The organism is Vibrio sp. VGrn 2, assembly GCF_009361695.1.
GTDB lineage: Bacteria > Pseudomonadota > Gammaproteobacteria > Enterobacterales > Vibrionaceae > Vibrio > Vibrio diabolicus.
The window spans coordinates 712998-738619 of record NZ_RBWD01000001.1 but is presented as its reverse complement, the minus strand read 5'-3'; the positions used below and the strand labels follow the sequence as shown (position 1 = coordinate 738619).

General features: G+C 44.9%; 24 protein-coding genes and 1 other annotated feature. Of the genes, 18 read left to right on the top strand and 6 right to left on the bottom strand.

Translation table 11 applies throughout. From position 1 onward, the window contains the following. The first annotated feature begins 440 nt into the window (after positions 1 to 440). Entirely contained in the window at positions 441 to 1151 is a 711-nt protein-coding gene (locus tag D8S93_RS03495; RefSeq protein WP_152811989.1) for a calcium-binding protein, read from the top strand. A 104-nt stretch (positions 1152 to 1255) separates the two neighbouring features. On the opposite strand, the gene D8S93_RS03490 is transcribed toward D8S93_RS03495, so the two are convergent. Both D8S93_RS03490 and rnm read right to left on the bottom strand, forming a co-directional pair. Then, positions 1256 to 1876: an L-threonylcarbamoyladenylate synthase gene (locus D8S93_RS03490; protein WP_005376791.1), complete on the bottom strand. Its 621-nt coding sequence runs from the start codon at positions 1874 to 1876 to the stop codon at positions 1256 to 1258. A gap of 187 nt (positions 1877 to 2063) precedes the next feature. Then, on the bottom strand, positions 2064 to 2921 hold the full coding sequence (gene rnm / locus D8S93_RS03485) for an RNase RNM (protein ID WP_152811987.1): 858 nt from the start codon (positions 2919 to 2921) through the stop codon (positions 2064 to 2066). 95 nt (positions 2922 to 3016) lie between these two features. On the opposite strand from rnm, the gene D8S93_RS03480 reads away from it, so the two are divergent. The 8 genes from D8S93_RS03480 (at position 3017) to D8S93_RS03445 (ending at position 10969) form a co-directional block, all read left to right on the top strand. Then, positions 3017 to 3142, top strand: a complete 126-nt coding sequence (locus D8S93_RS03480) for a trp operon leader peptide (protein WP_005394819.1) — start codon at positions 3017 to 3019, stop codon at positions 3140 to 3142. Next, positions 3089 to 3192, top strand: a sequence feature (Trp leader region). It overlaps the preceding gene by 54 nt. 126 nt (positions 3193 to 3318) lie before the next feature. Beyond that, on the top strand, positions 3319 to 4896 hold the full coding sequence (locus tag D8S93_RS03475) for an anthranilate synthase component 1 (RefSeq protein WP_319802953.1): 1578 nt from the start codon (positions 3319 to 3321) through the stop codon (positions 4894 to 4896). A gap of 5 nt (positions 4897 to 4901) precedes the next feature. Continuing rightward, complete coding sequence (locus D8S93_RS03470; protein WP_046874475.1) at positions 4902 to 5510, top strand: aminodeoxychorismate/anthranilate synthase component II; 609 nt, start codon at positions 4902 to 4904, stop codon at positions 5508 to 5510. Between the two features lie 37 nt (positions 5511 to 5547). Next, positions 5548 to 6558: an anthranilate phosphoribosyltransferase gene (trpD, locus tag D8S93_RS03465; protein ID WP_152811983.1), complete on the top strand. Its 1011-nt coding sequence runs from the start codon at positions 5548 to 5550 to the stop codon at positions 6556 to 6558. A 13-nt stretch (positions 6559 to 6571) separates the two neighbouring features. Further along, on the top strand, positions 6572 to 8011 hold the full coding sequence (trpCF, locus tag D8S93_RS03460; protein WP_152811981.1) for a bifunctional indole-3-glycerol-phosphate synthase TrpC/phosphoribosylanthranilate isomerase TrpF: 1440 nt from the start codon (positions 6572 to 6574) through the stop codon (positions 8009 to 8011). A gap of 64 nt (positions 8012 to 8075) precedes the next feature. Further along, positions 8076 to 9266, top strand: coding sequence for a tryptophan synthase subunit beta (gene trpB, locus D8S93_RS03455; protein ID WP_109169704.1), 1191 nt, complete (start codon positions 8076 to 8078; stop codon positions 9264 to 9266). Next, on the top strand, positions 9266 to 10072 hold the full coding sequence (gene trpA, locus D8S93_RS03450) for a tryptophan synthase subunit alpha (RefSeq protein WP_104975032.1): 807 nt from the start codon (positions 9266 to 9268) through the stop codon (positions 10070 to 10072). The genes trpB and trpA overlap by 1 nt, the downstream gene beginning before the upstream one ends. A 201-nt stretch (positions 10073 to 10273) precedes the next feature. After that, a complete protein-coding gene (locus tag D8S93_RS03445) occupies positions 10274 to 10969 on the top strand; it encodes a Crp/Fnr family transcriptional regulator (RefSeq protein WP_104975031.1) in 696 nt (231 codons plus the stop codon). 125 nt (positions 10970 to 11094) lie between these two features. On the opposite strand, the gene D8S93_RS03440 is transcribed toward D8S93_RS03445, so the two are convergent. Further along, complete coding sequence (locus D8S93_RS03440) at positions 11095 to 12636, bottom strand: long-chain-fatty-acid--CoA ligase (RefSeq protein WP_152811978.1); 1542 nt, start codon at positions 12634 to 12636, stop codon at positions 11095 to 11097. A 545-nt stretch (positions 12637 to 13181) separates the two neighbouring features. On the opposite strand from D8S93_RS03440, the gene D8S93_RS03430 reads away from it, so the two are divergent. The 8 genes from D8S93_RS03430 (at position 13182) to gspS2 (ending at position 20865) form a co-directional block, all read left to right on the top strand. Next, the gene (locus D8S93_RS03430; protein ID WP_012841620.1) at positions 13182 to 14441 is read left to right on the top strand and encodes a dicarboxylate/amino acid:cation symporter; all 1260 of its coding nucleotides are present in this window, start codon (positions 13182 to 13184) and stop codon (positions 14439 to 14441) included. 155 nt (positions 14442 to 14596) lie between these two features. Continuing rightward, positions 14597 to 15781 carry an acyl-homoserine-lactone synthase gene (locus D8S93_RS03425; protein WP_152811976.1) on the top strand — a complete coding sequence of 395 codons (1185 nt, stop codon included), beginning with the start codon at positions 14597 to 14599 and terminating at the stop codon, positions 15779 to 15781. Continuing rightward, entirely contained in the window at positions 15774 to 18314 is a 2541-nt protein-coding gene (locus D8S93_RS03420) for a hybrid sensor histidine kinase/response regulator (protein ID WP_152811974.1), read from the top strand. The genes D8S93_RS03425 and D8S93_RS03420 overlap by 8 nt, the downstream gene beginning before the upstream one ends. A 111-nt stretch (positions 18315 to 18425) precedes the next feature. Continuing rightward, complete coding sequence (locus D8S93_RS03415) at positions 18426 to 18668, top strand: hypothetical protein (RefSeq protein WP_005392851.1); 243 nt, start codon at positions 18426 to 18428, stop codon at positions 18666 to 18668. 203 nt (positions 18669 to 18871) lie between these two features. Beyond that, positions 18872 to 19435 carry a septation protein A gene (locus D8S93_RS03410; RefSeq protein WP_152811972.1) on the top strand — a complete coding sequence of 188 codons (564 nt, stop codon included), beginning with the start codon at positions 18872 to 18874 and terminating at the stop codon, positions 19433 to 19435. A 226-nt stretch (positions 19436 to 19661) separates the two neighbouring features. Beyond that, the gene (gene yciA, locus D8S93_RS03405) at positions 19662 to 20057 is read left to right on the top strand and encodes an acyl-CoA thioester hydrolase YciA (RefSeq protein WP_012841618.1); all 396 of its coding nucleotides are present in this window, start codon (positions 19662 to 19664) and stop codon (positions 20055 to 20057) included. A gap of 115 nt (positions 20058 to 20172) precedes the next feature. Further along, positions 20173 to 20469 carry a YciI family protein gene (locus D8S93_RS03400; protein ID WP_005392847.1) on the top strand — a complete coding sequence of 99 codons (297 nt, stop codon included), beginning with the start codon at positions 20173 to 20175 and terminating at the stop codon, positions 20467 to 20469. A 3-nt stretch (positions 20470 to 20472) separates the two neighbouring features. Then, positions 20473 to 20865 carry a GspS/AspS pilotin family protein gene (gene gspS2 / locus D8S93_RS03395; RefSeq protein WP_048625727.1) on the top strand — a complete coding sequence of 131 codons (393 nt, stop codon included), beginning with the start codon at positions 20473 to 20475 and terminating at the stop codon, positions 20863 to 20865. 132 nt (positions 20866 to 20997) lie between these two features. Here the strand turns inward: gspS2 and metE are convergent, their stop codons facing one another. Beyond that, entirely contained in the window at positions 20998 to 23280 is a 2283-nt protein-coding gene (metE, locus tag D8S93_RS03390) for a 5-methyltetrahydropteroyltriglutamate--homocysteine S-methyltransferase (RefSeq protein WP_152811970.1), read from the bottom strand. A 278-nt stretch (positions 23281 to 23558) separates the two neighbouring features. Here metE and metR point away from each other — a divergent pair, with 278 nt between their 5' ends. After that, positions 23559 to 24470, top strand: coding sequence for an HTH-type transcriptional regulator MetR (metR, locus tag D8S93_RS03385; protein WP_005392844.1), 912 nt, complete (start codon positions 23559 to 23561; stop codon positions 24468 to 24470). 19 nt (positions 24471 to 24489) lie between these two features. Here the strand turns inward: metR and D8S93_RS03380 are convergent, their stop codons facing one another. Continuing rightward, on the bottom strand, positions 24490 to 24690 hold the full coding sequence (locus tag D8S93_RS03380; RefSeq protein ID WP_005392843.1) for a DUF4250 domain-containing protein: 201 nt from the start codon (positions 24688 to 24690) through the stop codon (positions 24490 to 24492). Between the two features lie 153 nt (positions 24691 to 24843). Continuing rightward, positions 24844 to 25554 carry a hypothetical protein gene (locus D8S93_RS03375; protein WP_065646058.1) on the bottom strand — a complete coding sequence of 237 codons (711 nt, stop codon included), beginning with the start codon at positions 25552 to 25554 and terminating at the stop codon, positions 24844 to 24846. Between the last annotated feature and the right edge of the window lie 68 nt (positions 25555 to 25622).

Here is a 25622-nt window from a genome sequence, read left to right as displayed (position 1 = left end):
TTTCTCAGTTAATGTAAGCTAAATCGGCGCCATTCTCCACACCCGAAATTCACTTTAGAACGTCGAAAATATTTACTCTATTCTGCAACTTTTTTCCTACTTAATACTGATTTTGCCCAGCGAGAATCCCACTAATATCGGTCTTCCCGAGCCACTTTAACCGTGCAGTACCTGATAAAATTGTCAGGGTTACAACAATAACCACTTGGGGTGTGTTTACTGTTCGTATTGCTAGAAAGCAACGAAGAATAAGCCGTCCCTGTTTGCTGCTAAGTAATACCAATCATCGTGGATAAATGAGCACTCATAGCAAGAAAGAAGCATCGGTAAGTCACTATTTACTATTAAAAATGACACTAACGTTATCGTGTATTTTAACTAGCTAGATTAGCTCTGCATTTTCGGCGATTGGCATAAATCAGACAAAAAGGAATAGAACAATGTCTATGCTAAATCTAGACCTAAATTGGATTTTTGGGACATCTCAAGATGACGATATGACCGGTACAAAAGGGTCTGAAACAACCGATATTTTCTTCGGCTTCTGTGGTGATGATAAGTTCGTAGGATACGGAGGCAATGATGTTGTCTTCGGGGGCTGGGGAGACGATACCTTGCTCGGTGGCCGAGGGAACGACTTTGTTTCTGGCGGCTTTGGCAACGACTTCCTATCGGGCGGATTAGGAAATGACAAGCTCTTTGGTGGTTGTGGCGATGATACAATTTTTGATTACTCAGGCAACAACTACTTGAGTGGGGGTTGGGGTAACGACACGCTCGTCGTTGGCGATGGTGAATCAGTACTGAGCGGCGGCTGTGGAGACGACACTTTCGTGCTTACAAACCGCCTGGCTATTGGTGTACCTGATCAGCCAGTATCTTCCAACGATATTGATGTCAAAGCCGACATTGTCGATTTTAATATTTTCCATGACAAACTTGTCTTTGATATGGGCCGAGACACTGATAACGATGGCATTCGAGATACGTTCTTGGATTCAGCGGATGATCTGACTTTATCTTACAATGAGTGTGGCTGGGCAGTATTCTCAAGTGATGAATACAATGTTGAAGTGACACTAAACGGTGTGAGCTCTGCATACATCAACTATGCTGAACAAAATGGTATCGACATTTTCGATTTCGCTTAATCTCAATCAGCGAAGTTCGCTGAGATACTCAATAATAAGAAACTAAAATAGGAGGCGCGATGCCTCCTATTTTGTTTGACGATGGTGTACGTCTATTAGTCGAATTATTCGAATGGTGCCGGGTCACCTGATCCCAAACGCACCACAACAGGTTCACCTTCGCTAAAGTCAATGACGGTCGTAGGTTGTTCACCTAAGTAACCGCCATTAAGAATCACATCAACCGCATGTTCTAGTTTATCGCGAATATCTTCCGGATCAGACTCTGTTACGTCACTGCCAGGTAGGATCAACGACGTAGACATCATCGGTTCACCTAATGCTTCCAACAAATCCAAGGCAATTTGATTGTCTGGAACACGGATACCGATGGTCTTACGTTTTGCATTCATCAAACGACGCGGCACTTCTTTCGTGCCTTTGAAGATGAAGGTGTAAGGACCTGGTGTGTTGTTTTTCAGTAGTCGGAATGCAGAGTTATCTACTCGCGCATATAGAGAAAGCTCCGACAAATCACGACACAATAAAGTAAAGTTATGCTTATCATCCAGACGACGGATCTGACAGATTCGTTCCAGTGCCTGTTTGTTCTCCAACTGACAGCCAAGTGCGTACCCTGAATCGGTAGGGTACACCACAACGCCGCCGTTACGAATGATTGCTACTGCTTGATTAATCAAGCGAGCCTGTGGGTTTTCTGGGTGAACGTAAAAAAACTGGCTCATTGTAATTCCTCATTATCGAGCCTCTCGGCTCTATATTCTTATGTGGAGCTTGAATGCCGCCTTGTTGTGCTTTATCAAGTGACTTCAAGATTAAAAGTGTTGTTCAGTTGCAACGAAAAGGAAAGCCACATTGAGACGCAATATATACACTTTCCAGTTGTTTGACGCTGAAACCCACACCTTGAGGTTACTTTGATATATCCAACGAAGGATCAATACCCCAATCTTTCCAAACTGGTTCGACGCCAGCAGGCAACCAAAGGTTCCTTCCTAGCTCCATCCAAGGGGATGGATAGTGAAAATCACTGCCTTGAGACGCTAATAGTTTGTATTGTATAGCATAATCAGCCAAGTTGCGCCTTTCTTGTTGCGCTTGCTGTGGCTGTGCAACTTCCATCGCATCGCCGTTTGCTTCTACAAACGCTGCTAGAAGACGCTTAATCCACTTCGCTGTCAACTTATATCTTCCAGGATGCGCTAATACCGCCAAACCACCAGCAGCATGGATAGCATCAACCGCATCTTTCATCGAGCACCAATTCGGTGGTACATAACCTGGGTTATTACGCGTTAGGTATTTTTTAAACACCATTTGCATGGTTTTTGCGTAACCATTATCCACCAACCATTTCGCGAAGTGCGCTCTCGTAACAGGCGCATCACCGGCGATCTGCCTTACTTCTTCGAGCACACCTTCCCGAGTTGCTTTTTGTAGTCGCTCTGCAATCAACTCTGACCTTGTTATGCGGTGCTGCTTCTGCTGCTCGATGAGGGCGGATAATTGTTCATTTTCCGGATCGATATTCAAACCGACAACATGAATGTCTTTGTTTTGCCAGACAGTCGATATCTCAATGCCGTTGATGATTTTGATCGGCAAATTATTGTCTTGAACGTGTTGCTTGGCTAACACCAAGCCGTCAACCGTATCGTGATCAGTGATCGCCAAAACCTCGATATCAAAACTCAGCGCCCTTTCCACTAAATCTTTAGGCTCTAACCGACCGTCCGATGCAGTGGTGTGACTATGTAAATCAATTCTCATATTTTTATCGTTTTAATGCTGTTTTGGGGTTGACTTTTTACTCTCGCACCAGTTAACTAGTACACAAATACAAAGTACGTAATTTAAGGTTCACCATGTTACAAGAATTTAACCAAAACCAAAAAGCGAAAGTTGCGGTTTGTCTTAATAAGACAAACTCATCAGATCTTGCTTGGTGGCGCACTTGGACTAGTTCTTGGTGGGCAAACGTATACTTCTAGTTTATAGAACCAAACGTTGTAAAGCCCGCTACTTAAGCGGGCTTTTTTGTTTTGTTGCTCATTTCACATTCAACTGACTAAACATTAATCGAATATGGCTAACTCTAGATTGGGAGAACGTTTGCTTTATGCGACTATGTACGGCAGGAAGATTTAGACAGCTACAAGGAGGTCTTGTGAATAAGGCCATAGAAATCAAGAAACTTGGATGCCTAGAAGTATTAAAGACTTCGGTTCCTTACACTCAAGACCCAACACGTTTGTTCCATACCATTTGTGAGAACAAAAGAGATAGCTTACTGCTCGAATCCGCTGAAATTGATTCGAAACAGAATCTAAAATCACTTTTAATCGTCGATTCAGCAGTGCGCATCGTTTGTTACGGCCACACTGTAAACATGCAGGCGTTAACCAACAACGGTAAAAACCTACTGTCTCACCTAAACCAGAACATCCGTGGTGACCTTGAAAGTAAGTTCGATGGCGAAACGCTGACTTTGGAGTTTAGCCAGCCATGCGACACGTTAGATGAGGACTCTCGACTACGTGAAGCTTCTTCTTTTGACGCACTACGTTTAGTGCAACACAGCTTCGATATTTCACAGCAAGACAAACACGCTATTTTCCTTGGCGGTCTGTTTGCCTACGACTTAGTCGCAAACTTCGAGCCGCTTGGTAATGCAGAAGCAACCAATCAATGTCCAGATTACGTTTTCTACGTCGCCGAAACACTGCTGGTTGTCGACCATCAAACGGAATCTTGCCAGCTTCAAGCGACGTTGTTTGTTGACGGTTCAGAGAAAACAGCGTTAGAGACTCGTATTGCAGAAATCTGTGCACAATGCGCAGCGCCAAAACTGCTGCCAAATGCAGAGCAAATAACAGATGTAACGGTAGAGCCTAGCGTGTCTGAAGCAGACTTCTGCCAAACTGTTCGCGACTTAAAAGAGTTCGTAGTGAAAGGCGATGTGTTCCAAGTTGTACCATCTCGCCGATTCACTCTACCTTGCCCTTCTCCACTCGCGGCTTACAAAGAACTGAAACAAAGTAACCCAAGCCCTTACATGTTCTACATGCAAGATGAGCTGTTCACTTTGTTTGGCGCATCACCAGAAAGCGCGCTTAAGTACGAAACCGACACCAACCAAATTGAAATCTACCCAATTGCAGGCACACGTCGCCGTGGTAAACGCCCGAATGGAGAGATCGATTTCGACCTAGATAGCCGCATCGAACTTGAACTGCGCACCGACATGAAAGAAAACGCAGAACACATGATGTTGGTTGACTTAGCACGTAACGACGTCGCTCGTATTGCTCAAGCTGGCACTCGCCACGTAGCAGACCTACTAAAAGTCGACCGCTACAGCCACGTAATGCACTTAGTATCTCGTGTGGTTGGTCAACTGCGTGAAGACCTAGACGCCCTGCACGCATACCAAGCTTGTATGAACATGGGCACGCTCACTGGCGCACCAAAGATTCGTGCAATGCAGTTGATTCGCGATGTAGAAGGCGCACGACGCGGTAGCTACGGCGGTGCTGTGGGTTACCTTACCGGCGAAGGTACACTCGACACATGTATCGTCATTCGCTCAGCTTACGTTGAGAACGGCATTGCTCAAGTTCAAGCAGGCGCAGGCGTTGTGTTCGACTCTGACCCACAAGCGGAAGCAGACGAAACGCGCGGTAAAGCACAAGCGGTAATCTCTGCTATTCAAGCAGCGCATTCTCAACCTACGAACAAGGAGTAGCAGACATGGCGAACATCGTATTCATCGATAACTTTGACTCGTTCACCTACAACCTTGTGGATCAATTCCGCTCGCTAGGTCACTCAGTCAAGATTTACCGAAACAACATCCCAGCAGAAACCATCGAACAAGCGGTAAACGAGCTTGAAAACCCAGTGGTTCTGCTATCGCCAGGCCCTGGTGCACCGTCAGAGGCAGGCTCAATGCCAGAACTTATCCTACGCATGAAAGGCAAAGTTCCGATGATCGGTATTTGTCTTGGTCACCAAGCGATTGTTGAAGCGTACGGCGGCACCGTCGCTGGCGCGGGTGAAATCATTCACGGTAAGGTCTCTATGATGGAGCATCAAAACCATGCGATTTACCAAAACCTACCATCACCACTTGCGATTGCACGCTACCACTCGCTGGTTGCGACCAAGATTCCTGAGAGTCTAACCATCACGGCAGAAGTGGATGACTTGGTGATGTCTGTTGTACATGAAGAAGATAAAGTTTGCGGGTTCCAGTTCCACCCGGAATCTATTATGACGACCTACGGAGCGACACTGTTGGCCAATGCCATTGAATGGGCACTTGAAGAACAAACTTCAGCGAACCCACTCACTGCTTAAAAAGCACTTGGCACATAAGAAATTTAGGAGAGGAAATATGGAAGCAATCATCAACCCTATTATTACCAAACTGTACGAGCAAGAATCGCTTACTCAGGAAGAGAGCCAACAGCTATTCGACATCATTATCCGTGGAGAACTAGACCCAATTTTAATGGCGTCAGCACTGACTGCACTAAAAATCAAAGGCGAGACACCGGATGAAATTGCGGGTGCGGCAAAAGCACTGCTGGCAAACGCAAACCCATTTCCTCGCCCAGATTACGATTTCGCAGATATCGTAGGTACCGGCGGTGACGGCCACAACACCATCAATATCTCAACCACTGCGGCGTTTGTTGCTGCAGCATGTGGTCTAAAAGTAGCAAAACACGGCAACCGCAGCGTTTCAAGCAAATCGGGGTCTTCTGACCTTCTTGATTCATTTGGTATCAACCTAGCTATGAGCGCAGAAGATACACGCAAAGCGGTCGACGATATCGGTGTTGCTTTCCTATTTGCACCTCAATACCACGGTGGTGTGCGTCATGCGATGCCAGTGCGTCAAACCATGAAAACACGCACCATCTTTAACATTCTTGGCCCACTGATTAACCCTGCTCGTCCTAACATCGAATTGATGGGCGTTTATAGTGAAAAACTGGTTCGTCCTATCGCAGAAACCATGCTACAAATGGGTATGAAGCGCGCCGCTGTAGTACACGGCAGTGGCTTGGATGAAGTGGCGATTCACGGTGAAACAACCGTTGCCGAAATCAAAGACGGTAAGATCACAGAATACAAACTAACGCCTGCAGACTTCGGTTTAGATGCGCACCCGCTAGAAGCGATCAAAGGCGGTGATCCTGAAGAAAACAAAGCGATTATTACCAATATCCTGACGGGTAAAGGTACAGACGCACAATTGGGCGCAGTGGCGGTGAACGTTGCTCTGCTAATGCGTCTATTCGGCCACGAAGATTTAAAAGCCAACACGCAACAAGCGATTGAGGCAATGAATTCAGGCAAGGCGTACCAATTGGTACAACAACTTGCCGCACACGCTTAAGGAATTGAAGAAGATGACTGACTTCAACACTCAGCAAGCTGACAACCTGTCTGAACACGTTTCTAAGAAAGAAGCAGAAATGGCAGAAGTACTGGCAAAAATTGTCCGCGACAAATATCAGTGGGTAGCAGACCGTAAGGTGTCTCAACCGCTAAGCACCTTTCAGTCTGATTTGCTGCCATCGGACCGCAGCTTCTACGATGCACTGAGTGGCGAAAAGACAGCATTCATCACCGAATGTAAGAAGGCATCTCCTTCCAAAGGTTTGATTCGTGATCACTTCGACTTGGATTACATTGCATCGGTTTACAACAACCATGCTGATGCAATTTCAGTATTAACAGACGAGAAATACTTCCAAGGTAACTTCGACTTCCTTCCTCAAGTGCGTGGTCAAGTCAAACAGCCAGTTCTGTGCAAAGACTTCATGGTAGATACCTACCAAGTTTACCTAGCGCGTCATTACAGTGCTGATGCTGTCTTGCTAATGCTGTCTGTCCTCAATGATGAAGAGTACAAAGCGCTAGAAGAAGCGGCACACAGCTTAAACATGGGTATTCTGACCGAAGTAAGCAACGAAGAAGAGCTTCATCGTGCCGTTAAGCTAGGCGCACGCGTTATCGGCATCAATAACCGTAACCTTCGCGACCTAAGTACTGATTTGAATCGTACTAAAGAACTGGCACCGACAATTCGCGAATTAGCACCAAACGCGACCGTGATTTCAGAGTCTGGCATTTATACGCATCAACAAGTTCGTGACTTAGCGGAATACGCAGACGGCTTCTTAATTGGTAGTTCGCTGATGGCGGAAGACAACCTAGAGCTTGCAGTACGCAAAGTCACGTTGGGTGAAAACAAAGTCTGTGGCTTAACGCATCCAGATGACGCAGCAAAAGCATATCAAGTTGGTGCGGTATTTGGTGGCCTGATTTTTGTCGAGAAGTCGAAGCGTGCGGTTGACCTTGAGGGTGCTCGCTTAACCATGAGCGGTGCTCCACTGAATTACGTTGGCGTTTTCCAAAATCACGATATCGATTTTGTTGCTTCTGTCGTGACCTCTTTGGGTTTAAAAGCAGTTCAGCTGCACGGTCAAGAAGACCAAGCTTACGTAAACCAACTCAAAGCCGAACTGCCAACAACAGTAGAAATTTGGAAAGCTTACGGCGTGACTGATGCGAAGCCAGAACTACTTGCAGACCACATTGACCGCCATCTATTAGATGCTCAAGTTGGCACCCAAACTGGCGGAACTGGTCAAGTGTTCGACTGGTCACTGATCGGTGACCCAAGTCAAATTATGCTAGCAGGCGGACTGTCGCCAGAAAATGCTCAACAAGCAGCGACACTAGGTTGCTTGGGGTTAGATTTAAACTCTGGTGTAGAAAGTGCACCAGGCAAAAAAGATTCACAGAAGTTGCTCTCGGCATTCACCGCCATTCGCAACTACTAAAGCTGTATTTCAGCTAAAAAATTTAAAGCTATTCGTAGCGAAAAATACGAGAAGGAATATAACGATGGCAAAACTGAATGCCTACTTTGGCGAATACGGCGGTCAGTACGTTCCGCAAATTCTAGTTCCAGCACTGGAGCAACTAGAGCAAGCGTTTATCGACGCGCAAGAAGATCCAGAATTCCGCAGCGAATTCATGACGCTTCTTCAAGAGTATGCGGGCCGTCCAACGGCTTTGACTCTAACTCGTAACCTAACCAAAGGTACGAAAACCAAACTGTACCTAAAACGTGAAGATCTGCTTCACGGTGGCGCGCACAAGACCAACCAAGTGTTGGGTCAAGCGCTACTTGCGAAACGCATGGGTAAAAACGAAATCATCGCAGAAACCGGCGCAGGTCAACACGGCGTAGCAACCGCACTAGCGTGTGCACTACTTGGCCTTAAGTGTCGCGTTTACATGGGAGCAAAAGACGTTGAGCGTCAGAGCCCAAACGTATTCCGTATGAAGCTAATGGGCGCGGAAGTCATTCCGGTTCACTCAGGTTCAGCGACACTTAAAGACGCATGTAACGAAGCACTACGCGACTGGTCTGCAACTTATGAAGACGCGCACTACCTACTAGGTACAGCAGCAGGTCCTCACCCATTCCCAACGATCGTTCGTGATTTCCAGAGAATGATTGGTGAAGAAACGAAGAATCAGATTTTGGCACGTGAAGGTCGTCTTCCTGATGCAGTTATCGCGTGTGTGGGCGGTGGTTCAAACGCTATCGGTATGTTTGCTGACTTCATCGAAGAAGAAAGCGTTCGCCTCATTGGTGTTGAGCCAGCAGGTAAAGGTATCGATACTGACCAACACGGTGCACCACTTAAACATGGCAAAACGGGCATCTTCTTTGGTATGAAAGCGCCATTGATGCAAGATCTAAACGGCCAAGTTGAGGAGTCTTACTCTGTATCTGCGGGTCTTGATTTCCCTTCAGTTGGTCCGCAGCACGCACACCTAAACGCAATTGGCCGTGCAGAATACGACAACGTAACTGACGACGAAGCGCTCGAGGCATTCCAAGAACTGGCTCGCAGCGAAGGGATCATCCCAGCTCTAGAGTCTTCTCACGCTCTAGCTCATGCATTGCGCATGGCTCGTGAGAATCCTGAGAAAGAACAACTATTGGTCGTAAACCTATCTGGTCGTGGTGACAAAGACATCTTCACCGTACACGCCATCCTAGAAGAAAAAGGAGTGATTTAATGAGCCGTTATGAGAAGATGTTTGCGCGCCTAAACGAAAAAAAACAAGGCGCATTTGTACCGTTCGTAACGGTTTGCGATCCAAACGCAGAACAATCTTACAAGATCATGGAAACCCTCGTTGAGTCTGGCGCAGACGCCCTTGAACTTGGTATTCCATTTTCAGATCCGCTTGCAGATGGCCCAACCATCCAAGGCGCTAACATTCGTGCGCTAGATTCAGGCGCTACACCAGATATCTGCTTTGAACAAATTGGTAAGATTCGTGCTAAATACCCAGATCTGCCTATTGGCCTTCTGATGTACGCGAACTTAGTTTACTCACGCGGTGTCGAAAACTTCTACGAGCGCTGTGCAAAAGCAGGCATCGATTCTGTTTTGATTGCAGACGTACCAACCAATGAAAGTGCAGAGTTTGTTGCAGCAGCAGAGAAGTTTGGTATTCACCCAATCTTCATCGCACCGCCAACGGCAAGTGACGAAACACTGAAGCAAGTATCAGAACTGGGTGGTGGCTACACTTACTTGCTTTCTCGTGCTGGCGTGACAGGCGCAGAAACCAAAGCAAACATGCCAGTTGGTCACATGTTAGATAGATTAAATCAGTTCGATGCACCACCAGCGCTGCTTGGCTTCGGTATTTCTGAACCAGCACAGGTGAAACAAGCAATAGAGTCTGGCGCAGCAGGGGCCATCTCCGGCTCAGCTGTGGTGAAAATCATTGAAGCGAATGTCGAGCAGCCACAAATTATGCTCGATAAACTTGGTGATTTTGTGTCAGCGATGAAAGCTGCCACTCAGAAATAATTTCCATTTGATGTAACGCTATAGCGCCCGCTTAACATTCTGTTTAGCGGGCGTTTTCTTGTATGGCGTTTATACCATATCATTTTTTATTCAACGCCCGCACTTTCCAAACCAATCTAAAGCAGAGCAATCAAAGAGTGATAAACTTTGCCACTTAACCAGCACAAATAATAACTAGAGCAGGATGCAGTAAGGTTGCACATGGAAGAAGTCAAAGCATTATTAGCCAAATGTCCTGTATTATCAGGGCTGCCCGAGGAAGGACTTAGTGAAGCAGCACAAATAGCTAAAGTTCGCTGTTTCGACGAAAAAGCACTGATTTGCAATAAAGGGGAACCTCAATCTTCTCTTATGGTCATTGCACAGGGTGCCGTACGAATTAATTCGATGAGTTCAAAAGGCAAAGAAGTCACATTAATGATTTTCGAGGCAGGAGGCTGGTTTGGAGACAATGTTTTTTCTCCCGGCATGCCCCGTATTTTTGGCGCAACCGCGCATTCGGGCGTGACCTTACTGGAACTACCTGGTGATAAATTTCGCCAATTACTCGCCAAATATCCTCAAAGTTACCCTACGATTCTCGACTTACTTAGCCGCCGCTTATGGTCTGCCATTTCTGTTATCGAAGATGATGCGATTAGAGGAATCGAAGAGCGGATTGCAAGAAGGTTGCTGTTGCTTGCTGAATACCAACACAACCAAGCTATCAATACTCAGCCGTGTGTCGTGAGAGTGACTAGAGAGCATATCGCCAACATGATGGGGCTAACTCGTCAAAGTGTTCATAAAGTACTAAAAAACTTAGAGAGTATTGGGATGCTAGAACTGAAATATGGTTCAGTGACCATTACCAATCCAAAACGCTTAGAAGCGCACATAAAACAACTCGAACAATAGAGTAAACAGATAGTTCATATGTACACGCTAGCGAGAGATTGCCATCTTCTGTTCCTTAGTAACCAGGCGCACAACACCACTCGCTCTAGGCAAGTGGCGCTGTGACGAGAAGTTCATTGAATTGACTAAGCCACATTCAATTCAGATTTCAATTCACGCTTTAAAATCTTTCCTGTCGCACTCATCGGGAGATGCTCACGAATTTCAACATAACGAGGGTATTTAAAAGAGGCTAACTGCTCTTTGCCCCACTTTTGTAATGTTTCCGCGTCAATGTACTCTCCCGGTTTAAGCACAACGTAAGCCTTTATCTCTTCGCCATACTCTTCATTTGGAATCCCTATCACCGCTACCATTAAGATTGCAGGATGAGTCATAAACACTTCTTCAATTTCTCTAGGGTAAACGTTAAATCCACCTCGAATGATCAGATCTTTCATTCTATCGACGATAAATAGATTACCTGAACTGTCAAAACGGCCAACATCACCAGTATGGAACCAGCCATTTTGTAGCGCGGATTCAGTGACTTCCGGGCGGTCAAGGTATCCCTTCATAACATTATGCCCACGCACAACAATCTCACCTTCTTCACCGATCGGTAGCGCATTGCCTTCAATGTCGACAACTTTTACTTCAACGCCTTGAATCGCTTGACCTACCGATCCTGGTATACGTTCCTGATCTAAATGATTAAAACATGCAATAGGACTTGTTTCTGATAACCCGTATCCTTCAAGAATTGGGACATTAAATTGTTCCTCAAAGGATCTAAAGATTTCGGTTGGCAACGGGGCTCCACCGCTGATAGCAACACGTAGTGAGGATGTATCAAATTGGTGCTGGACATGAAGCAAGCCGATATACATCGTTGGCACTCCAGCAAACAACGTCACTTTGTGTTTTTCCATCAGCTCAAGAACATGTTTAGGCTCAAACCTAGGCACTAACACCAAGGTTGCCCCGCCCAAAACACTGGCATTTAAGTGGACGGTTTGACCAAAGGTATGAAATAAAGGCAAAGTTACTAAGTGAATATCATCGGCCTGGCTGCCCATAATGTTTTGTGCCACCAGAGCATTCATTATGATGTTCTGCTGCGTCAGTTCAGCTCCTTTTGGTAAGCCTGTCGTCCCTGATGTATACAAAATAACACAAGTATCATCCGCATTACGCGGTACATAATCTGACAATGGTTCTGCATCCGCTATAAACGCATTGAGAGTTGGCACACCATTCCATTCGTTTTCACTTTGAGATTGAGTCATCACGACCATATTTTCACATATATCAGCCTGCTCAAACGCTTTAACCCCCTCTTTTGCCATTGGCAGTTCTGCTGTCCCTTCAAAACAGAAGTAAAACTTCGCTTTTGAATCTTCTAAGTGATACTTAATTTCTCGCGCTTTCAAAAGCACATTTAATGGGACAGCAACCCCGCCAGCTTTTTGTATCGCATAATAAACAAACGCGAAAAAAGGAATGTTTGGGCATGAGAGCGCAATACGATCGCCCGGAACGACCCCTTTGTTGATTAAAGATGCCGCGATCTTTCCGGTAATCGCATCAAACTGCGCATAAGTTATCTCGACATCACCACATATCAACGCCGTCTTATCTGGTTTACTCGCAGCATTTCTTTGTAATGCAGCAGCAAGATTCATCATAATCGCTTCACCTCTTACTTGTTGATTTTCGTTTTATCGGCTCGGGAGCATTAGCAGAGAGAGCACTCCCCTACACTAAAATGTTGGCACTTAATATTTGTCTCGCCCATTTCTGATTAACATTATGTTTACAATGCAATCAAAACTAAGAATGTAAAACAATTAACATTTCACAAAGCTAATTGGTAAAAGTGTGAGCTTGAAAGAACTTAATTGTTATAAATATCAATCCAAGTCACGCAAGACGCAGACTACGCTCGCAAACACAAAACTCATCTCAGTTAACAAAAAATAAACAAGAAAAAGAAATAAACAAAAACAATTACACAGCTAATAGGCATAACAAAAATCAATAGCAAACGTTTGCTATTGAACAAAACTTTATCGTTCGTCAATAAAATATCGATTAATCCATCAATAATACCTTGCTGCATATTGCCAATTGTAAACGATAAGTGTAAAAAGCAAGGCGAGATAATTATCCATAAAACCATTTATGGTTAGTGGGTAATTTTAGGATTTTACATTTTATTAGCACAGAGGTTATGGAAGTGTTAAAAGAAAAGAGTTTGCTAAACAACATTGGCGTACAAGTCGTAATCGCCATGATCGTGGGCACAGCCGTTGGTGCCATGATGGGTCATGATGCGACGGTGTTCGCTCCTTTAGGTGCTATCTTTATCAACTTAATCAAAATGTTGGTTATTCCTTTGGTCGCTGTAGCCTTGATTTCTGGCGCAGCTGGTCTTGGGAACAGCCAGTCAGCAGGCAAAGTTGGCATCGTCACTCTAGGTTATTTCGGTTTAACATCCGCCCTAGCCGTTGCGCTTGCACTATTTATGGGTGAAGTATTCCAACCAGGCATGGGGATCGACGTCTCTGGCGTTGAAGGCATGTTCTCAGCAGAATACGCTTCAAAAGGTGAATTACCTACTTTCTGGGCAACCATCACTGGTATGATCCCAACCAACGTTTTCCAATCACTAAATGAAGCAAACATCCTACAGATCCTCGTTTTCTGTATGTTCTTTGGTATTGCAATTTCTAAGCAAGCAAAAGAGCGTCGTGAGCCAATCATTAATGGTGTTAACTGCATCGTTGACGCAATGGTTTGGATGATCAACAAAGTGATGATCATTGCCCCTATCGGCGTGTTCGGTCTAATGGCAGAAGCAGTCGGTACATTCGGTTTTGGCGCACTAATGGTGGTATTCAAACTGTTCGTTGTTTACGTTGCCGCAATCCTAATCTTCGGTTTCGTTGTTTACCCAGCAATGGTGCATATTTTCACCAAGACATCAGCGAAGAAGTTCCTGTCTTCAATGAAAAAGCCACAAGCTGTTGCGCTTTCAACGGCCTCTTCTATGGCAACACTGCCTGTCACAATGGACACCTGCGAAAAAGAACTGGGCGTAAAAAATTCAACCGCGTCATTTGTTCTGCCTCTAGGCGCAACGATCAACATGTCAGGTAATGCGATTTACTATGGCTTGGTTGCTATCTTCTTTGCTCAACTGTTCAATATCGACCTAGGTATGGGCGCTTACATTGCAATTATCGTAACGTCTACATTGGGTGCGGTTGGTCAAGCGGGTGTTCCTGGTCCTTCTTTCCTAGTGGTTGCCGTACTTCTTGCCGCTGGCATTCCAATTGAAGGTCTACCACTGCTATTCGCTCTTGACCGTATTTTCGATATGATTCGTACAGCACTAAACATCACAGGTGATGCAGCATGTGCAGTTATCGTTGATGCGCTAATTGAAGAGGAAGCGGCAGAAGCTGAGCTTAAAAAGCAAGAAGCTTAGTCCTTTCTCGAATGAACTAAAAACCGCTCACTATGAGCGGTTTTTTTGTCTTTTCTTGCATTACGTAACTATATAAATAGAAACCAATAGCATAAATTTATCAAAATGATATAAACCATTACAAAATATAAAAAACGTCAGAACTAGGTTATATCATGAGTCTTAAGCTGTCTTTGGAGCCCCTCGCCAGTACAGATTTGCCGATCGAGTCAAAACAACAGGCGCTGGTTGACACGGTTCTTCTTACTCTTACACCGCAAGAAAGGTCTTCTCTTTTTCAACAAGTTGCTTTGTATAGAATAAAGCTTCTTAAATCCCTCTTTCCTAAATACGCATCTAAGAGTCTGTCCGTACTGTTTGAATTAATAGATTATCGAGATTTAGTACAGCAGTATCCAACGCCTTTCTCCGAAGAGGCGCTCTTAATTGAACAAATTGCCGCAGATTGTTACCCGCATTGGATGGTTTTCTGGTGTGAATGTGAGATTGCTGCGATCAAGCAAAAGCACCCTTTAAATGAAGCGACAAGACCAACTCAGCTCTCGTTTGACGACCGCGACTATTCAAGCATATTGATCGAAGATATTGCCGAATGTGACCTAAAGGTAACACTGCCGAATCACGCTGCATTAATGCCGATTTCCGAAGCAATCACACTGAGCAACCTTGAGCTCTTCGTCCAAACTGAACAATGGTTTGAGATATTGCCTCTATTATCACTCTCGCAGAAAGGTCAACACTTTGTGCTATTGTTCAAGCAGTCATCTACACCAATCATGGTTTCCTCCGCTTTGGTGCAAAACTGGCACCAAAGAAATACCTGGCTCAGCTATTCATCACCATTTAGTAGTGAGCAATGGCAGTTTTGCCTTCCTGATTATGGCTACATTACTCTTAATCAATTAGGCCTTTTGGGAGGTAACGATCTAACTCGCCAACGGACTCTTATTGAATTTGATGCGCAGTTCCAATCTCACTTGAAAAACACTGAAGCGGTTTGCGAAGTGCTGCGTCTGACAGTGGGTGGCAACATCCAACAAAAACTGTACTTTTTGTATTTGGCACAAAAAGCATTGATGAGTGAGCTATATAAAGCAGGCTATAAGCTCAGCTTTACCATTATTGAACAAATATTTATGTTAAATTTCTATCAATCTATTGATTTAGAGGCCTACTTTCACTCAGGATACCGCGACATTAACGGTGACGGTACCAAGACATACCGCGGTTTCTGGAATTTAGGTATGATGGTTGAAGCATTTCAAGACATACAGTTTCGCGACTACAAACACCGCGTACGAACAAAAAGAATTGATGAAAAGGTGAATGAACATGCTTGATATTCATCTTCACGGCCTTTTTTATCCAAAAGCAATGACGCTATACGCCACTGTACTGGTGGTGTTCGCTTGGTTGTTATATTACTGCTATCGCCTAAAACAGAAGAGTGAAACGATTTTAGGCTCGCATCATGCGCCGTACATTGCTTATTCTAGTTGCATCATCGTTTGGATCAGCAGCAACGCATACTTCCATACCAACTTATTGCCGGAGTTGGGCTCCGCTGGCGGTATTTTTATGGCGAAGTTGGCGAACTTGGCGTCATTCTTTGCCTTTGCATTCGCGTTCTATTTTTCTTGCCAGCTAGCGGCTGATATCAAAAAAACTGCGGTCAAAGCCTGGCAAAAAATCGTCTTTGTGGCACTAGCAACGTACTCGCTTTACATCAACTTAGTACCAAACCTTACTGTCGAAAATGTCACCATTAGCGGTCCAAGCCAGTTCGTGATCGAGTTTGGTCCCCATACCTCATATTTCTTTATTAGTTTGCTGACATTTGTGGTATTAACCCTGCTGAACTTGATTACCATGCGAGCGAACAGCAGCAAACTCACGCTGGCAAAAAGTAACTATATGATAGCCGGCATTTTGGTCTTCATGTTATCAACTGCAGTGATACACCTTGGAATGACTTACTTCCTTGGTGACTTTTCCTTAACCTGGTTACCACCAGCACTTTCAATTAGTGAAATGTTGTTTGTAGGCTATGCCCTGCTTACCTCTCGCTTTTATAGCGCTAAATACCTTACATACTTAACCGTTAGCGCGCTGTTTGTCTGTGCCATTTTCGTCCTCCCGCTGGGCGCAATATTTATTCCTATCTCGGAAGATAACCAATGGCTTGTAGCGGTGCCTTTATGCGCACTCATCGGTATCACTTGGCACTTGCTTTACAAACGCGTCAGTCGTTTCGCGTCCTATTTTATTTATGGGAAACGACATACACCCGTTCAACAAATTCTTGGATTAGAAGAGGAATTTAAACGCTCAATAGATGATGCAATGCGCCAGTTAGCAGCGTTACTGAATATACCAAATAATAAATTGCAGCTCGTCACCAGCAGTTACACCGAAACGTTTTATGAAGATTATCTGCCGTCAAGCAAGTCTGTTCTCGTGCTTGATGAACTGTCTGAAGAAATTGATTATGCCTCCTCGTCTAAAGGCTCAATGCGCAAGCTCTACGAACGTATGCGATCCAGCAATACGGCGCTCGTAATGCCTCTTTTTGGTCGTGGAAAGTCCGTTACGCACTTACTGATTTCTTCACACAAAATGGATAATAAGCTGTTTTCTAATGAAGAAATTTCAGCATTGCAAACCTTATTAGTTCGCATCCAGAGCACCATAGAGGCCGATAGAAAAGTACGCCAAAGCCGTGCGCTCGCTAACTCTATTGCGCATGAAATGCGTAACCCTCTCGCTCAAGTGCAATTACGATTTGAAGCTTTAAAACAGCATATCGAATCAAACGCTTCACTTGAGACGTTAAAGAGTGAGATTGATAAAGGAGAAGCAGCGATTCAGCGTGGTCGCCAACTTATCGACATTATTTTGCGAGAAGTCAGCGACAGCTCACCTGAGCACGAACCCTTAACTATTACGTCTATACATAAAGCTGTCGATCAAGCGGTCAGCCGTTATGGCTTTGAAAACGATCAAATAATTGAAAGGATCAATCTGCCCCAAGAGCACGATTTTGTCGCGAAATTAAACGAAACTCTGTTTAACTTTGTCATTTTCAATTTGATTCGCAATGCTATCTACTATTTTGATTCTTATCCCGATAGTCAAATTGAGATTCGTAGCCAAACGGGGGCCTACGAAAACATTCTGGTCTTCCGAGATAGTGGCCCTGGCATAGATAGCAGTATCTTACACAAGATATTTGACGACTTCTTCTCGTATCAAAAAAGTGGCGGCAGTGGCCTTGGCTTGGGCTACTGTCAACGCGTTATGCGCTCTTTTGGCGGACGAATTGAGTGCCAGTCTGAATTAGGCGAATTTACTGAGTTCTACTTGTATTTCCCGGTCGTCCCAAACGCACCCAAACCAGAGACGTTGAGAACACCGGACTTCAATGGCTGGAAAGTAAATGCACCACATTCTGAACCTCGCACAGACCAACACGTACAAGTAAGTAACGATGCACCAACAGTGCTCATTGTTGATGACAAAGAGGTGCAGCGTACTTTGGTTCAAATGTACTTAAAAAGGCTGGGAGTCAACAGCTTACAAGCAAATAATGGCTCTTCTGCGGTGGAGCTATTTCAGTCGCACAAGATTGATTTGGTGCTTATGGATGTACAGATGCCAGTGATGAATGGATTTGACGCAAGCCAACGAATTAAGCAAATTGCGTCTTCCGTTCCGATCATCGCACTATCTGGAGAGTCTGGAGCCAAAGAGCTGGAGCTCATTGCGAAACTCATGGATGACAGACTTGAAAAGCCAACCACGTTAAATGCGCTCCAAACCGTCATCAAGCGCTGGTTGCAACATGAGAGTTTTGCTACTTCCAACACTTTCTAATTTGCGAAGATAAAACTGGCACTAGATGTGCATTACTGAAGTAAATCGAATTATCCAGAGGGTCAAGCAAGCTGCAAATGGTTAGCGGATGAGCTTGATAAGGAGATCGCCATGTTACTTCATCGACACACATACTACGGCTTGATTCATCATGGAATCAAAGCACTACTACTCGATCGCTTAGGCCACTATACAGAAGAAGAATACCATCAGTATTTGAGCCTAATGACCGGCAAATCCACTTGCTTTACGATGTCTCTCGAAGAGCTTGAAGCAACCGTTGATAACCTGTTACGTGAAGGCTATTTAGAAGATGTCAAAACGCTTATTTCTCAATATCAACGTGTTGCTTAAATCTTAAATTCTATCAACTCAATTGCCGCTTTATCGCGGCAATTTTTATGCCTTCGATTTACTACTTCATCTTTGCGAAATGTTGCTTGTTGTATCATTCAGTCAGGGGATTACTTCTCTTACCTCTAACCTTGACGGTATTCACATCTTGTCAGATTCCGTTAGACTGTCTTCAATTCACTAATTAGGTAGATTTTCCCACCATGAAGCAAATCCTAGATTTTATCCCACTCATCGTCTTCTTTGCTTTGTACAAGATGTACGACATCTACGCAGCAACAGGAGCGCTGATCGTTGCAACGGCAATTCAGCTTGTCGTCACCTATGCTCTGTATAAAAAAGTCGAGAAAATGCAGCTAATTACGTTCGTTATCGTGACGATATTTGGCAGCATGACCCTTTTCTTCCACGACGACAATTTCATAAAATGGAAAGTCACCATCATTTATGTGATTCTAGCTATCGGTTTAGCAGCGAGTCACGCAATGGGTAAATCGGCCATCAAAGGCATGTTGGGCAAAGAAATTTCGCTACCTGATGCTATTTGGGCGAAGATCAACTGGGCTTGGGTCGGCTTCTTCTCATTCTTTGCTGGTCTGAACATTTATATCGCTTACGAGCTACCACTGGATGTTTGGGTCAACTTCAAAGTATTCGGAATGTTGATTGCGACATTTGCCTACATGATTGCGACTGGCTTCTACATTTACAAACACATGCCAAAAGAACAAAAAAATAACTCATCCGATGTGTCGATTGATGATTAAAAACTCAGTTTTGCTATAATCCGCGCACTTTGCAGCGACCTTCGGGTCGCTGTTTTGCTCCATGTATCACTAAACCGATCAAACGGCATACCGGAATCAGACCATTCTTGCTGCTGTAAACCAACTTTCTCTGGTCCGGTGTCTGTGGTTTTTTAAGGACCTTTGGTTCTAGGTATTTACTATGTTGGCGCTTAGTTTGAGCGCCTTTAAGATTTAGGATGTCACAATGAGTCAAGAAATTAGCTCTCCGAAAGGTCAACTACTGCTTCGTACCCTTGCAATGCCTGCCGATACTAATGCCAATGGCGATATTTTTGGTGGTTGGATTATGTCTCAGCTCGACCTAGCAGGTGCGATTCTGGCCAAAGAGATCTCTTCTGGTCGCGTTGTTACCGTTTCAGTGTCCAGCATTACCTTCAAGAAGCCTGTAGGTGTTGGCGATGTCGTTTGCTGCTATGGCGAATGCACTAAGATTGGTCGCACCTCAATGAGTGTCGATCTGGAAGTATGGGTCAAGCCGGTAAAAGCACACGGTGTCGGCGAGCGCTTCATGGTTTGTGATGCGACTTTCAACTACGTAGCCATTGACAGTGAAGGCAAACCACGCCCGGTTCAGAATTAGTCAACCTACAGCGCTAACTGTTAGAAAGGATCTCACATTTTCTGTTGTTCACTTGTGAGAGACACAAAAAAGGCGTTAAATTAACACTTTACCCTACCAATTAAGGAACTATGCTATGTGGTATGTCATCTTTTCTCAGGACGTCGAGAACTCGCTGGAAAAACGCATGAGCGTTCGCCCGCAACACTTGGAGCGCTTACAAAAGCTTCAAGACGAAGGTCGCCTTCTTACTGCTGGCCCTATGCCTGCGATAGACTCTGACAACCCAGGAGAAGCTGGATTTACGGGCTCGACTGTCATCGCTGAGTTCGCCTCTCTAGAAGACGCTAAAGCGTGGGCAGAAGCCGATCCTTACGTAGCGGCTGGTGTTTACGATAATGTAATCGTGAAACCGTTCAAAAAAGTGTTTTAATTTATGAAAAAATTACTGTGTCTTTTCTTGGCATTTGGTGCGTTAGCGGGCTGTTCATCTACCGATGATAATCAACGCCAGCTTGAGCTATTGGCATCAAACCGAGCGGGAGTCTTGTCCGCAGGTCTCCCTTTGGAATACGGTCCACTGCAGATAATGCGTGTCTCATCCAACAAAAATGTTGTTGAAATGATGATGATTTATAACGATGACGCACTCGGTGCAAAGCCGTTAAATCAAGTACTGAATACCAGTATCTACACCTATTGCAATAACCCGGAAGTTCGTAAGCAAATTGATATGGGCTTAATGTACCGTATTAAAGTGCGTAACTCTCGCGGTCAGTTGATGGCAGATGAGTTGGTTTCCGCGCAAACTTGTACTCAAATGAAATAGTCACAGTGAGTGCGTTGTTTTCGATACGAGCAATTCATCCGCTATTGCGGGATAGTATAACGACGAAAATGAACGGCTAAGAATAGAAAAACGGAGACAACGGTCTCCGTTTTTATTTGCTAAAAAGGTGCCTTACGCCAGCTCAGCACGAAGTTTCTTCGCCGCTGACACGAGGTTCGCCAATGCCGCTTCTGTCTCTGCCCAGTTACGTGTTTTCAGACCACAGTCTGGGTTCACCCACAAACGTTGTACCGGAATCTTTTCTGCCGCTTTCTTGATTAAGCCTTCAATCCACTCTTCCGTCGGAATGTTTGGTGAGTGAATGTCATAAACACCTGGACCGATTTCATTCGGGTAATTGAACTCTTCAAACGCTTTAAGCAGTTCCATATTTGAGCGTGACGTTTCAATGGTAATCACATCCGCATCGAGCGCCGCGACTGAATCAATGATTTCATTGAACTCGCTGTAACACATGTGAGTGTGAATCTGAGTCTCTGGTTTTGCACTCGCTGCCGAGATCTTAAATGCATCCACCGCCCATTCTAAATACGCTTTGTGATCGCGCTTTTTCAACGGCAGACCTTCACGAATCGCAGGCTCATCGATTTGAATGATATTGATGCCTGCATCTTGCAGATCAGAAACCTCATCACGCAGTGCCAGTGCCAGTTGCTGGGCGATTTCTTGACGTGTGATGTCTTCACGCGGGAATGTCCAACATAAAATCGTTACCGGGCCCGTCAGCATACCTTTCATCTGCTTGCTGGTTAGCGATTGTGCGTACGTCGACCATTCCACCGTAATCGGCTTTTCACGCTCAATGTCAGCAACCACAATGGCTGGTTTCACACAGCGAGAGCCATAACTCTGTACCCAACCAAACTTCGTCGTTTGGAAGCCCGCCAAATTCTCCGCGAAGTATTCCACCATGTCGTTACGTTCTGCTTCACCATGCACAAGTACATCTAGGTCGAGCGCTTCTTGGCGTTTTACGGCATCCGCAATGTGTCCTTTAAGTGCTTGGATATAGTCGGACTCAGATAACTGACCAGTACGATAAGCACTGCGCTGAACACGAATTTCACCCGTTTGAGGGAAAGAACCGATTGTCGTGGTTGGCAACAGAGGCAAGCCCAATACTTCAGCTTGATGCGCAGCACGCTCCGCGTAAGGTGCGCTGCGCTCGGCAAGTGACGCAGTAATACTGTTTAAACGAGCTTGAACTTGTGGCTTATTCACATGCGTTGCCGTTTTACGTGCTTTGATTGGCTGGCTGTAGGTATCACAAGCGAGAATCGCATCTTGATCGCCATCGAGTGCTCGGCCAAGCAAGGCGACTTCTGTTACTTTTTGTTTTGCGAACGCAAACCAGCTTTTCACTTCTTCACTCAGTTCTGTTTCCAGTTCCAGATCAACCGGGCTATGTAGCAAAGAGCATGAGCTCGCAACCCAAAGGTTGTCGCCCAGTTTTTCTTTTACTGGCTGTAGGCGTTCAAGTTGCGCACTCAAATCCGAGCGCCACACGTTACGACCGTTGACCACGCCAGCAGACAGCACCCAACCCTCCGGTAGTTTGGCAACCACGTCGTCAAGCTGCTGAGGCGCGGCAGATAAATCGATATGTAAACCATCCACTGGTAGCTTTACAATTTTGTCTAGCGTATCGCTTATAGAGTCAAAGTATGTCGTTAGCAGCACTTTTACATCGCTTCGAATCACTTGGTACGCTAGCTTGAACGCATCAGCCCACTTACTTTCAAGCTCTAGTGACAAAATTGGCTCATCAATCTGAACCCACTCAACACCTTGACTCGCGAGCTTTGCCAAAATAGCTTGGTAAGCCGTAAGCAATCGTGGCAGTAGCGTCAGGCGATCGAACCCTTCTTCTACCTCTTTACCTAAGTAAAGATAACTGACTGGGCCAAGCAAAACTGGCTTCACTTTATGCCCAGCTTGGGTTGCGTCGTTGATTTCTTCAAACAGTTGAGGCCAACTCACTTCAAATGTATCGTCCTTGCTGAATTCAGGTACGATGTAGTGGTAGTTTGTGTTGAACCATTTAGTCATATCCGATGCTGCTGCGCCCGCACAGCCGCAACCAGCTTGAGATTGACCGCGACCCACTTTGAATAGCGTATCCAAATCAGGGAAACCGTCTGCGTGACGTTTTGGCACGTGACCCAGTAACAACGTGGTCGTCAGTACATGATCGTACCAAGCAAAATCGCCAGCGGTGGTAAAACTCAAGCCAGCATCTGTTTGCGTTTGCCAGTTTTTAGCGCGCAGATCTGCTCCAACCTTTTTAAGCTCTGCTTGATCAATTTCTCCGCGCCAGTATTTTTCCTGAGCGAATTTTAATTCTCGTTTTTCACCGATGCGTGGATAACCTAGTACGTGCGTTGTTGTAGCCATGTCCCTATTCCTTTTTCAATCTTGTTCAATTTGTTTGGGTCAGAGTATCTTTCGTCATAAAAGATGTCTGGATGGCTAAACTATCGCTCTCATCTGCGGTTTGAACAACGTCCATTTATTCAACTTGTTTATTAAAAAAATTCATCATGAGGCGACATGATTCGCAAATAAACACAACAAATAGACGTCTAGACGTTTACATATCCATTTTTTGTCGTTAAGTTATTTATACGATTGCTATTCTGTTCATAGCGAGCAACAAAGGATGAAAGGAATTCATGATAGAGCTAAAACATTTGCGGACACTCACTTCGCTTCGAGACACCGGCTCTCTAACCGCGACGGCGACCGCGTTGCATCTCACTCAATCAGCCTTGTCTCACCAGATCAAAGATTTAGAGGCGCGGATTGGGGGACAATTATTCCTTAGAAAAACTCGTCCGGTAAAGTTCACTTCAGAGGGAGAAATCCTATTGCGTCTTGCGGAAGATATTCTTCCCAAACTCGCAAGAGCAGAAAATGATTTGGCAAGCTTGAAAGAAGACGTCAATGGTCGGTTGCATATGGCGATTGAATGTCACTCATGTTTCCAATGGCTCATGCCTGCTCTTAGGGAATATCAACTTGCCTGGCCTAGCGTAACACTGGATTTTTCATCAGGTTTTGGCTTTGAACCACTTCCTGCACTGTTAGCTGGCGAGTTGGATCTCGTTATCACGTCAGATATTCAACCTCGTTCTGAAGTGCATTATGAACCTTTATTCGACTTTGAAATGCGCTTAATTACCGCGACCAACCACCCACTGGCGGAAAAAGAAGTTATTGATCCGCAAGATCTCGCAGATCAAACCATGCTCTCTTATCCGGTTCAAAAACAAAGGCTAGACGTCGTAAAACACTTCTTGCAGCCAGCGGGTGTAGAGCCCGCCAAATGGAAGCAAGCCGACAATACTCTGATGTTAGTGCAAATGGTCTCCGCAGGATTAGGGGTTGCAGCACTGCCAAATTGGGCGATTTCTGAATTTTCTCGCCAAGGGCTTATTACCAGTAAACCTTTTGGCCAAGGCTTATGGCGTCGCTTATTTGCTGCAACGCGTCACTCAGAGAAAGATAAACGTTACTTACAAGCCTTTTTCGCAACCGCAAGGCTACAATGTAAAAGCCACCTTGACGGAATCAAGATGGCTTAGGAATATGAATTAAGAAGGTTTAGCGTTGATATGCTTTAAATTGGTTGGTCAATGGATCGTACTGATAACCAAGCATATCAAGCTTGCCTACTACGGACTCTACATCCATTTCATACACCGATACTAACTCGTCAAAACTGTCGCACTCTAAACGTAGCTTTTCATTGACGATACCTAGCAAAATAATGCTATCCAAATTACCTACATTGCTTAAATCCATCGCGACTCTCCTCTTCGACAAGGTATATAAACAAGCGTAGACGTAATCACGTGAATTTAAAGTGAGCGCGATCCAAAACGTTAGTGCCTTATACTCAAGCAACCTAGAAAGGACTTGAGTACAAGCAGTATTGATCTGTTTCTCGACTCGAGATTAAGCCGCCAGAGAGAATAAACCTTGTAGGCTCGTCATTGACGCGAGCGCGAGCAACAGGGCGACGCTCAGTTGAACCTTTTCCGGTTTTTTATGTGTGAAGATATGCCAGCACCAAACAATGATTGAAGAAATGAGCATGGCTAAAGACAATAAAATTGGTTGTGTTGCGGCGCTCAATGTCGCTTCATTTAACTGGTAAGAAGCAAATAGAGTTGCGATCACCAGCAGCATTCCAGACACAATGCCCGTAACGGGCAAAATGCGGTGAAATGCCTGCAATCTGCTACGAGCGATAGTCAGAAGCAATTGAGAAAATGACGCCCCAAGGAAAAATATCATTATTGCCATCGCAATAGACGCAGGCCAGCTTGGCTGTTCAAATGCTTGAATACTTACATACGCAAAAGCCAAACCATTCGCTAAATGCATCGCCCAAAGAGGGCCTTTTTCACGCGTTTTCTTGGTTTGAACCTGAGAGTAGAAATAGAAAATAGCGAACACGATCATAAATGCTTCAATGCGAAGAGAAGCAACCGCGAGCCACAATAACGCCACTGCTGGCAACATTTTATGAAGACGGCCTCTCTGACCCGGACAAATATCGCCCTTGATGAGAAGCAAAGTCAGTAGCGCTTGCGCGCCAAATAGCATCGGAGGAAAAGTAACCAGCAATTGTTGAATCATGTTAAATGCACGCTTAAAAGTCATTTTGGGGTGGCGATAATATCAAATCACCTATCGTCAAACCACCGAAAGTCTATCCCCAAATGTACTAG

Excerpts from the sequence above, each read along its gene's own strand:
- D8S93_RS03495 (WP_152811989.1), top strand. The coding sequence starts at position 441 with ATGTCTATGCTAAATCTAGACCTAAATTGGATTTTTGGGACATCTCAA.
- D8S93_RS03490 (WP_005376791.1), bottom strand. The coding sequence starts at position 1,876 with ATGAGCCAGTTTTTTTACGTTCACCCAGAAAACCCACAGGCTCGCTTG.
- rnm (WP_152811987.1), bottom strand. The coding sequence starts at position 2,921 with ATGAGAATTGATTTACATAGTCACACCACTGCATCGGACGGTCGGTTA.
- D8S93_RS03480 (WP_005394819.1), top strand. The coding sequence starts at position 3,017 with ATGTTACAAGAATTTAACCAAAACCAAAAAGCGAAAGTTGCGGTTTGT.
- D8S93_RS03470 (WP_046874475.1), top strand. The coding sequence starts at position 4,902 with ATGGCGAACATCGTATTCATCGATAACTTTGACTCGTTCACCTACAAC.
- trpD (WP_152811983.1), top strand. The coding sequence starts at position 5,548 with ATGGAAGCAATCATCAACCCTATTATTACCAAACTGTACGAGCAAGAA.
- trpCF (WP_152811981.1), top strand. The coding sequence starts at position 6,572 with ATGACTGACTTCAACACTCAGCAAGCTGACAACCTGTCTGAACACGTT.
- trpB (WP_109169704.1), top strand. The coding sequence starts at position 8,076 with ATGGCAAAACTGAATGCCTACTTTGGCGAATACGGCGGTCAGTACGTT.
- trpA (WP_104975032.1), top strand. The coding sequence starts at position 9,266 with ATGAGCCGTTATGAGAAGATGTTTGCGCGCCTAAACGAAAAAAAACAA.
- D8S93_RS03445 (WP_104975031.1), top strand. The coding sequence starts at position 10,274 with ATGGAAGAAGTCAAAGCATTATTAGCCAAATGTCCTGTATTATCAGGG.
- D8S93_RS03440 (WP_152811978.1), bottom strand. The coding sequence starts at position 12,636 with ATGATGAATCTTGCTGCTGCATTACAAAGAAATGCTGCGAGTAAACCA.
- D8S93_RS03430 (WP_012841620.1), top strand. The coding sequence starts at position 13,182 with ATGGAAGTGTTAAAAGAAAAGAGTTTGCTAAACAACATTGGCGTACAA.
- D8S93_RS03425 (WP_152811976.1), top strand. The coding sequence starts at position 14,597 with ATGAGTCTTAAGCTGTCTTTGGAGCCCCTCGCCAGTACAGATTTGCCG.
- D8S93_RS03420 (WP_152811974.1), top strand. The coding sequence starts at position 15,774 with ATGCTTGATATTCATCTTCACGGCCTTTTTTATCCAAAAGCAATGACG.
- D8S93_RS03415 (WP_005392851.1), top strand. The coding sequence starts at position 18,426 with ATGTTACTTCATCGACACACATACTACGGCTTGATTCATCATGGAATC.
- D8S93_RS03410 (WP_152811972.1), top strand. The coding sequence starts at position 18,872 with ATGAAGCAAATCCTAGATTTTATCCCACTCATCGTCTTCTTTGCTTTG.
- yciA (WP_012841618.1), top strand. The coding sequence starts at position 19,662 with ATGAGTCAAGAAATTAGCTCTCCGAAAGGTCAACTACTGCTTCGTACC.
- D8S93_RS03400 (WP_005392847.1), top strand. The coding sequence starts at position 20,173 with ATGTGGTATGTCATCTTTTCTCAGGACGTCGAGAACTCGCTGGAAAAA.
- gspS2 (WP_048625727.1), top strand. The coding sequence starts at position 20,473 with ATGAAAAAATTACTGTGTCTTTTCTTGGCATTTGGTGCGTTAGCGGGC.
- metE (WP_152811970.1), bottom strand. The coding sequence starts at position 23,280 with ATGGCTACAACAACGCACGTACTAGGTTATCCACGCATCGGTGAAAAA.
- metR (WP_005392844.1), top strand. The coding sequence starts at position 23,559 with ATGATAGAGCTAAAACATTTGCGGACACTCACTTCGCTTCGAGACACC.
- D8S93_RS03380 (WP_005392843.1), bottom strand. The coding sequence starts at position 24,690 with ATGGATTTAAGCAATGTAGGTAATTTGGATAGCATTATTTTGCTAGGT.
- D8S93_RS03375 (WP_065646058.1), bottom strand. The coding sequence starts at position 25,554 with ATGACTTTTAAGCGTGCATTTAACATGATTCAACAATTGCTGGTTACT.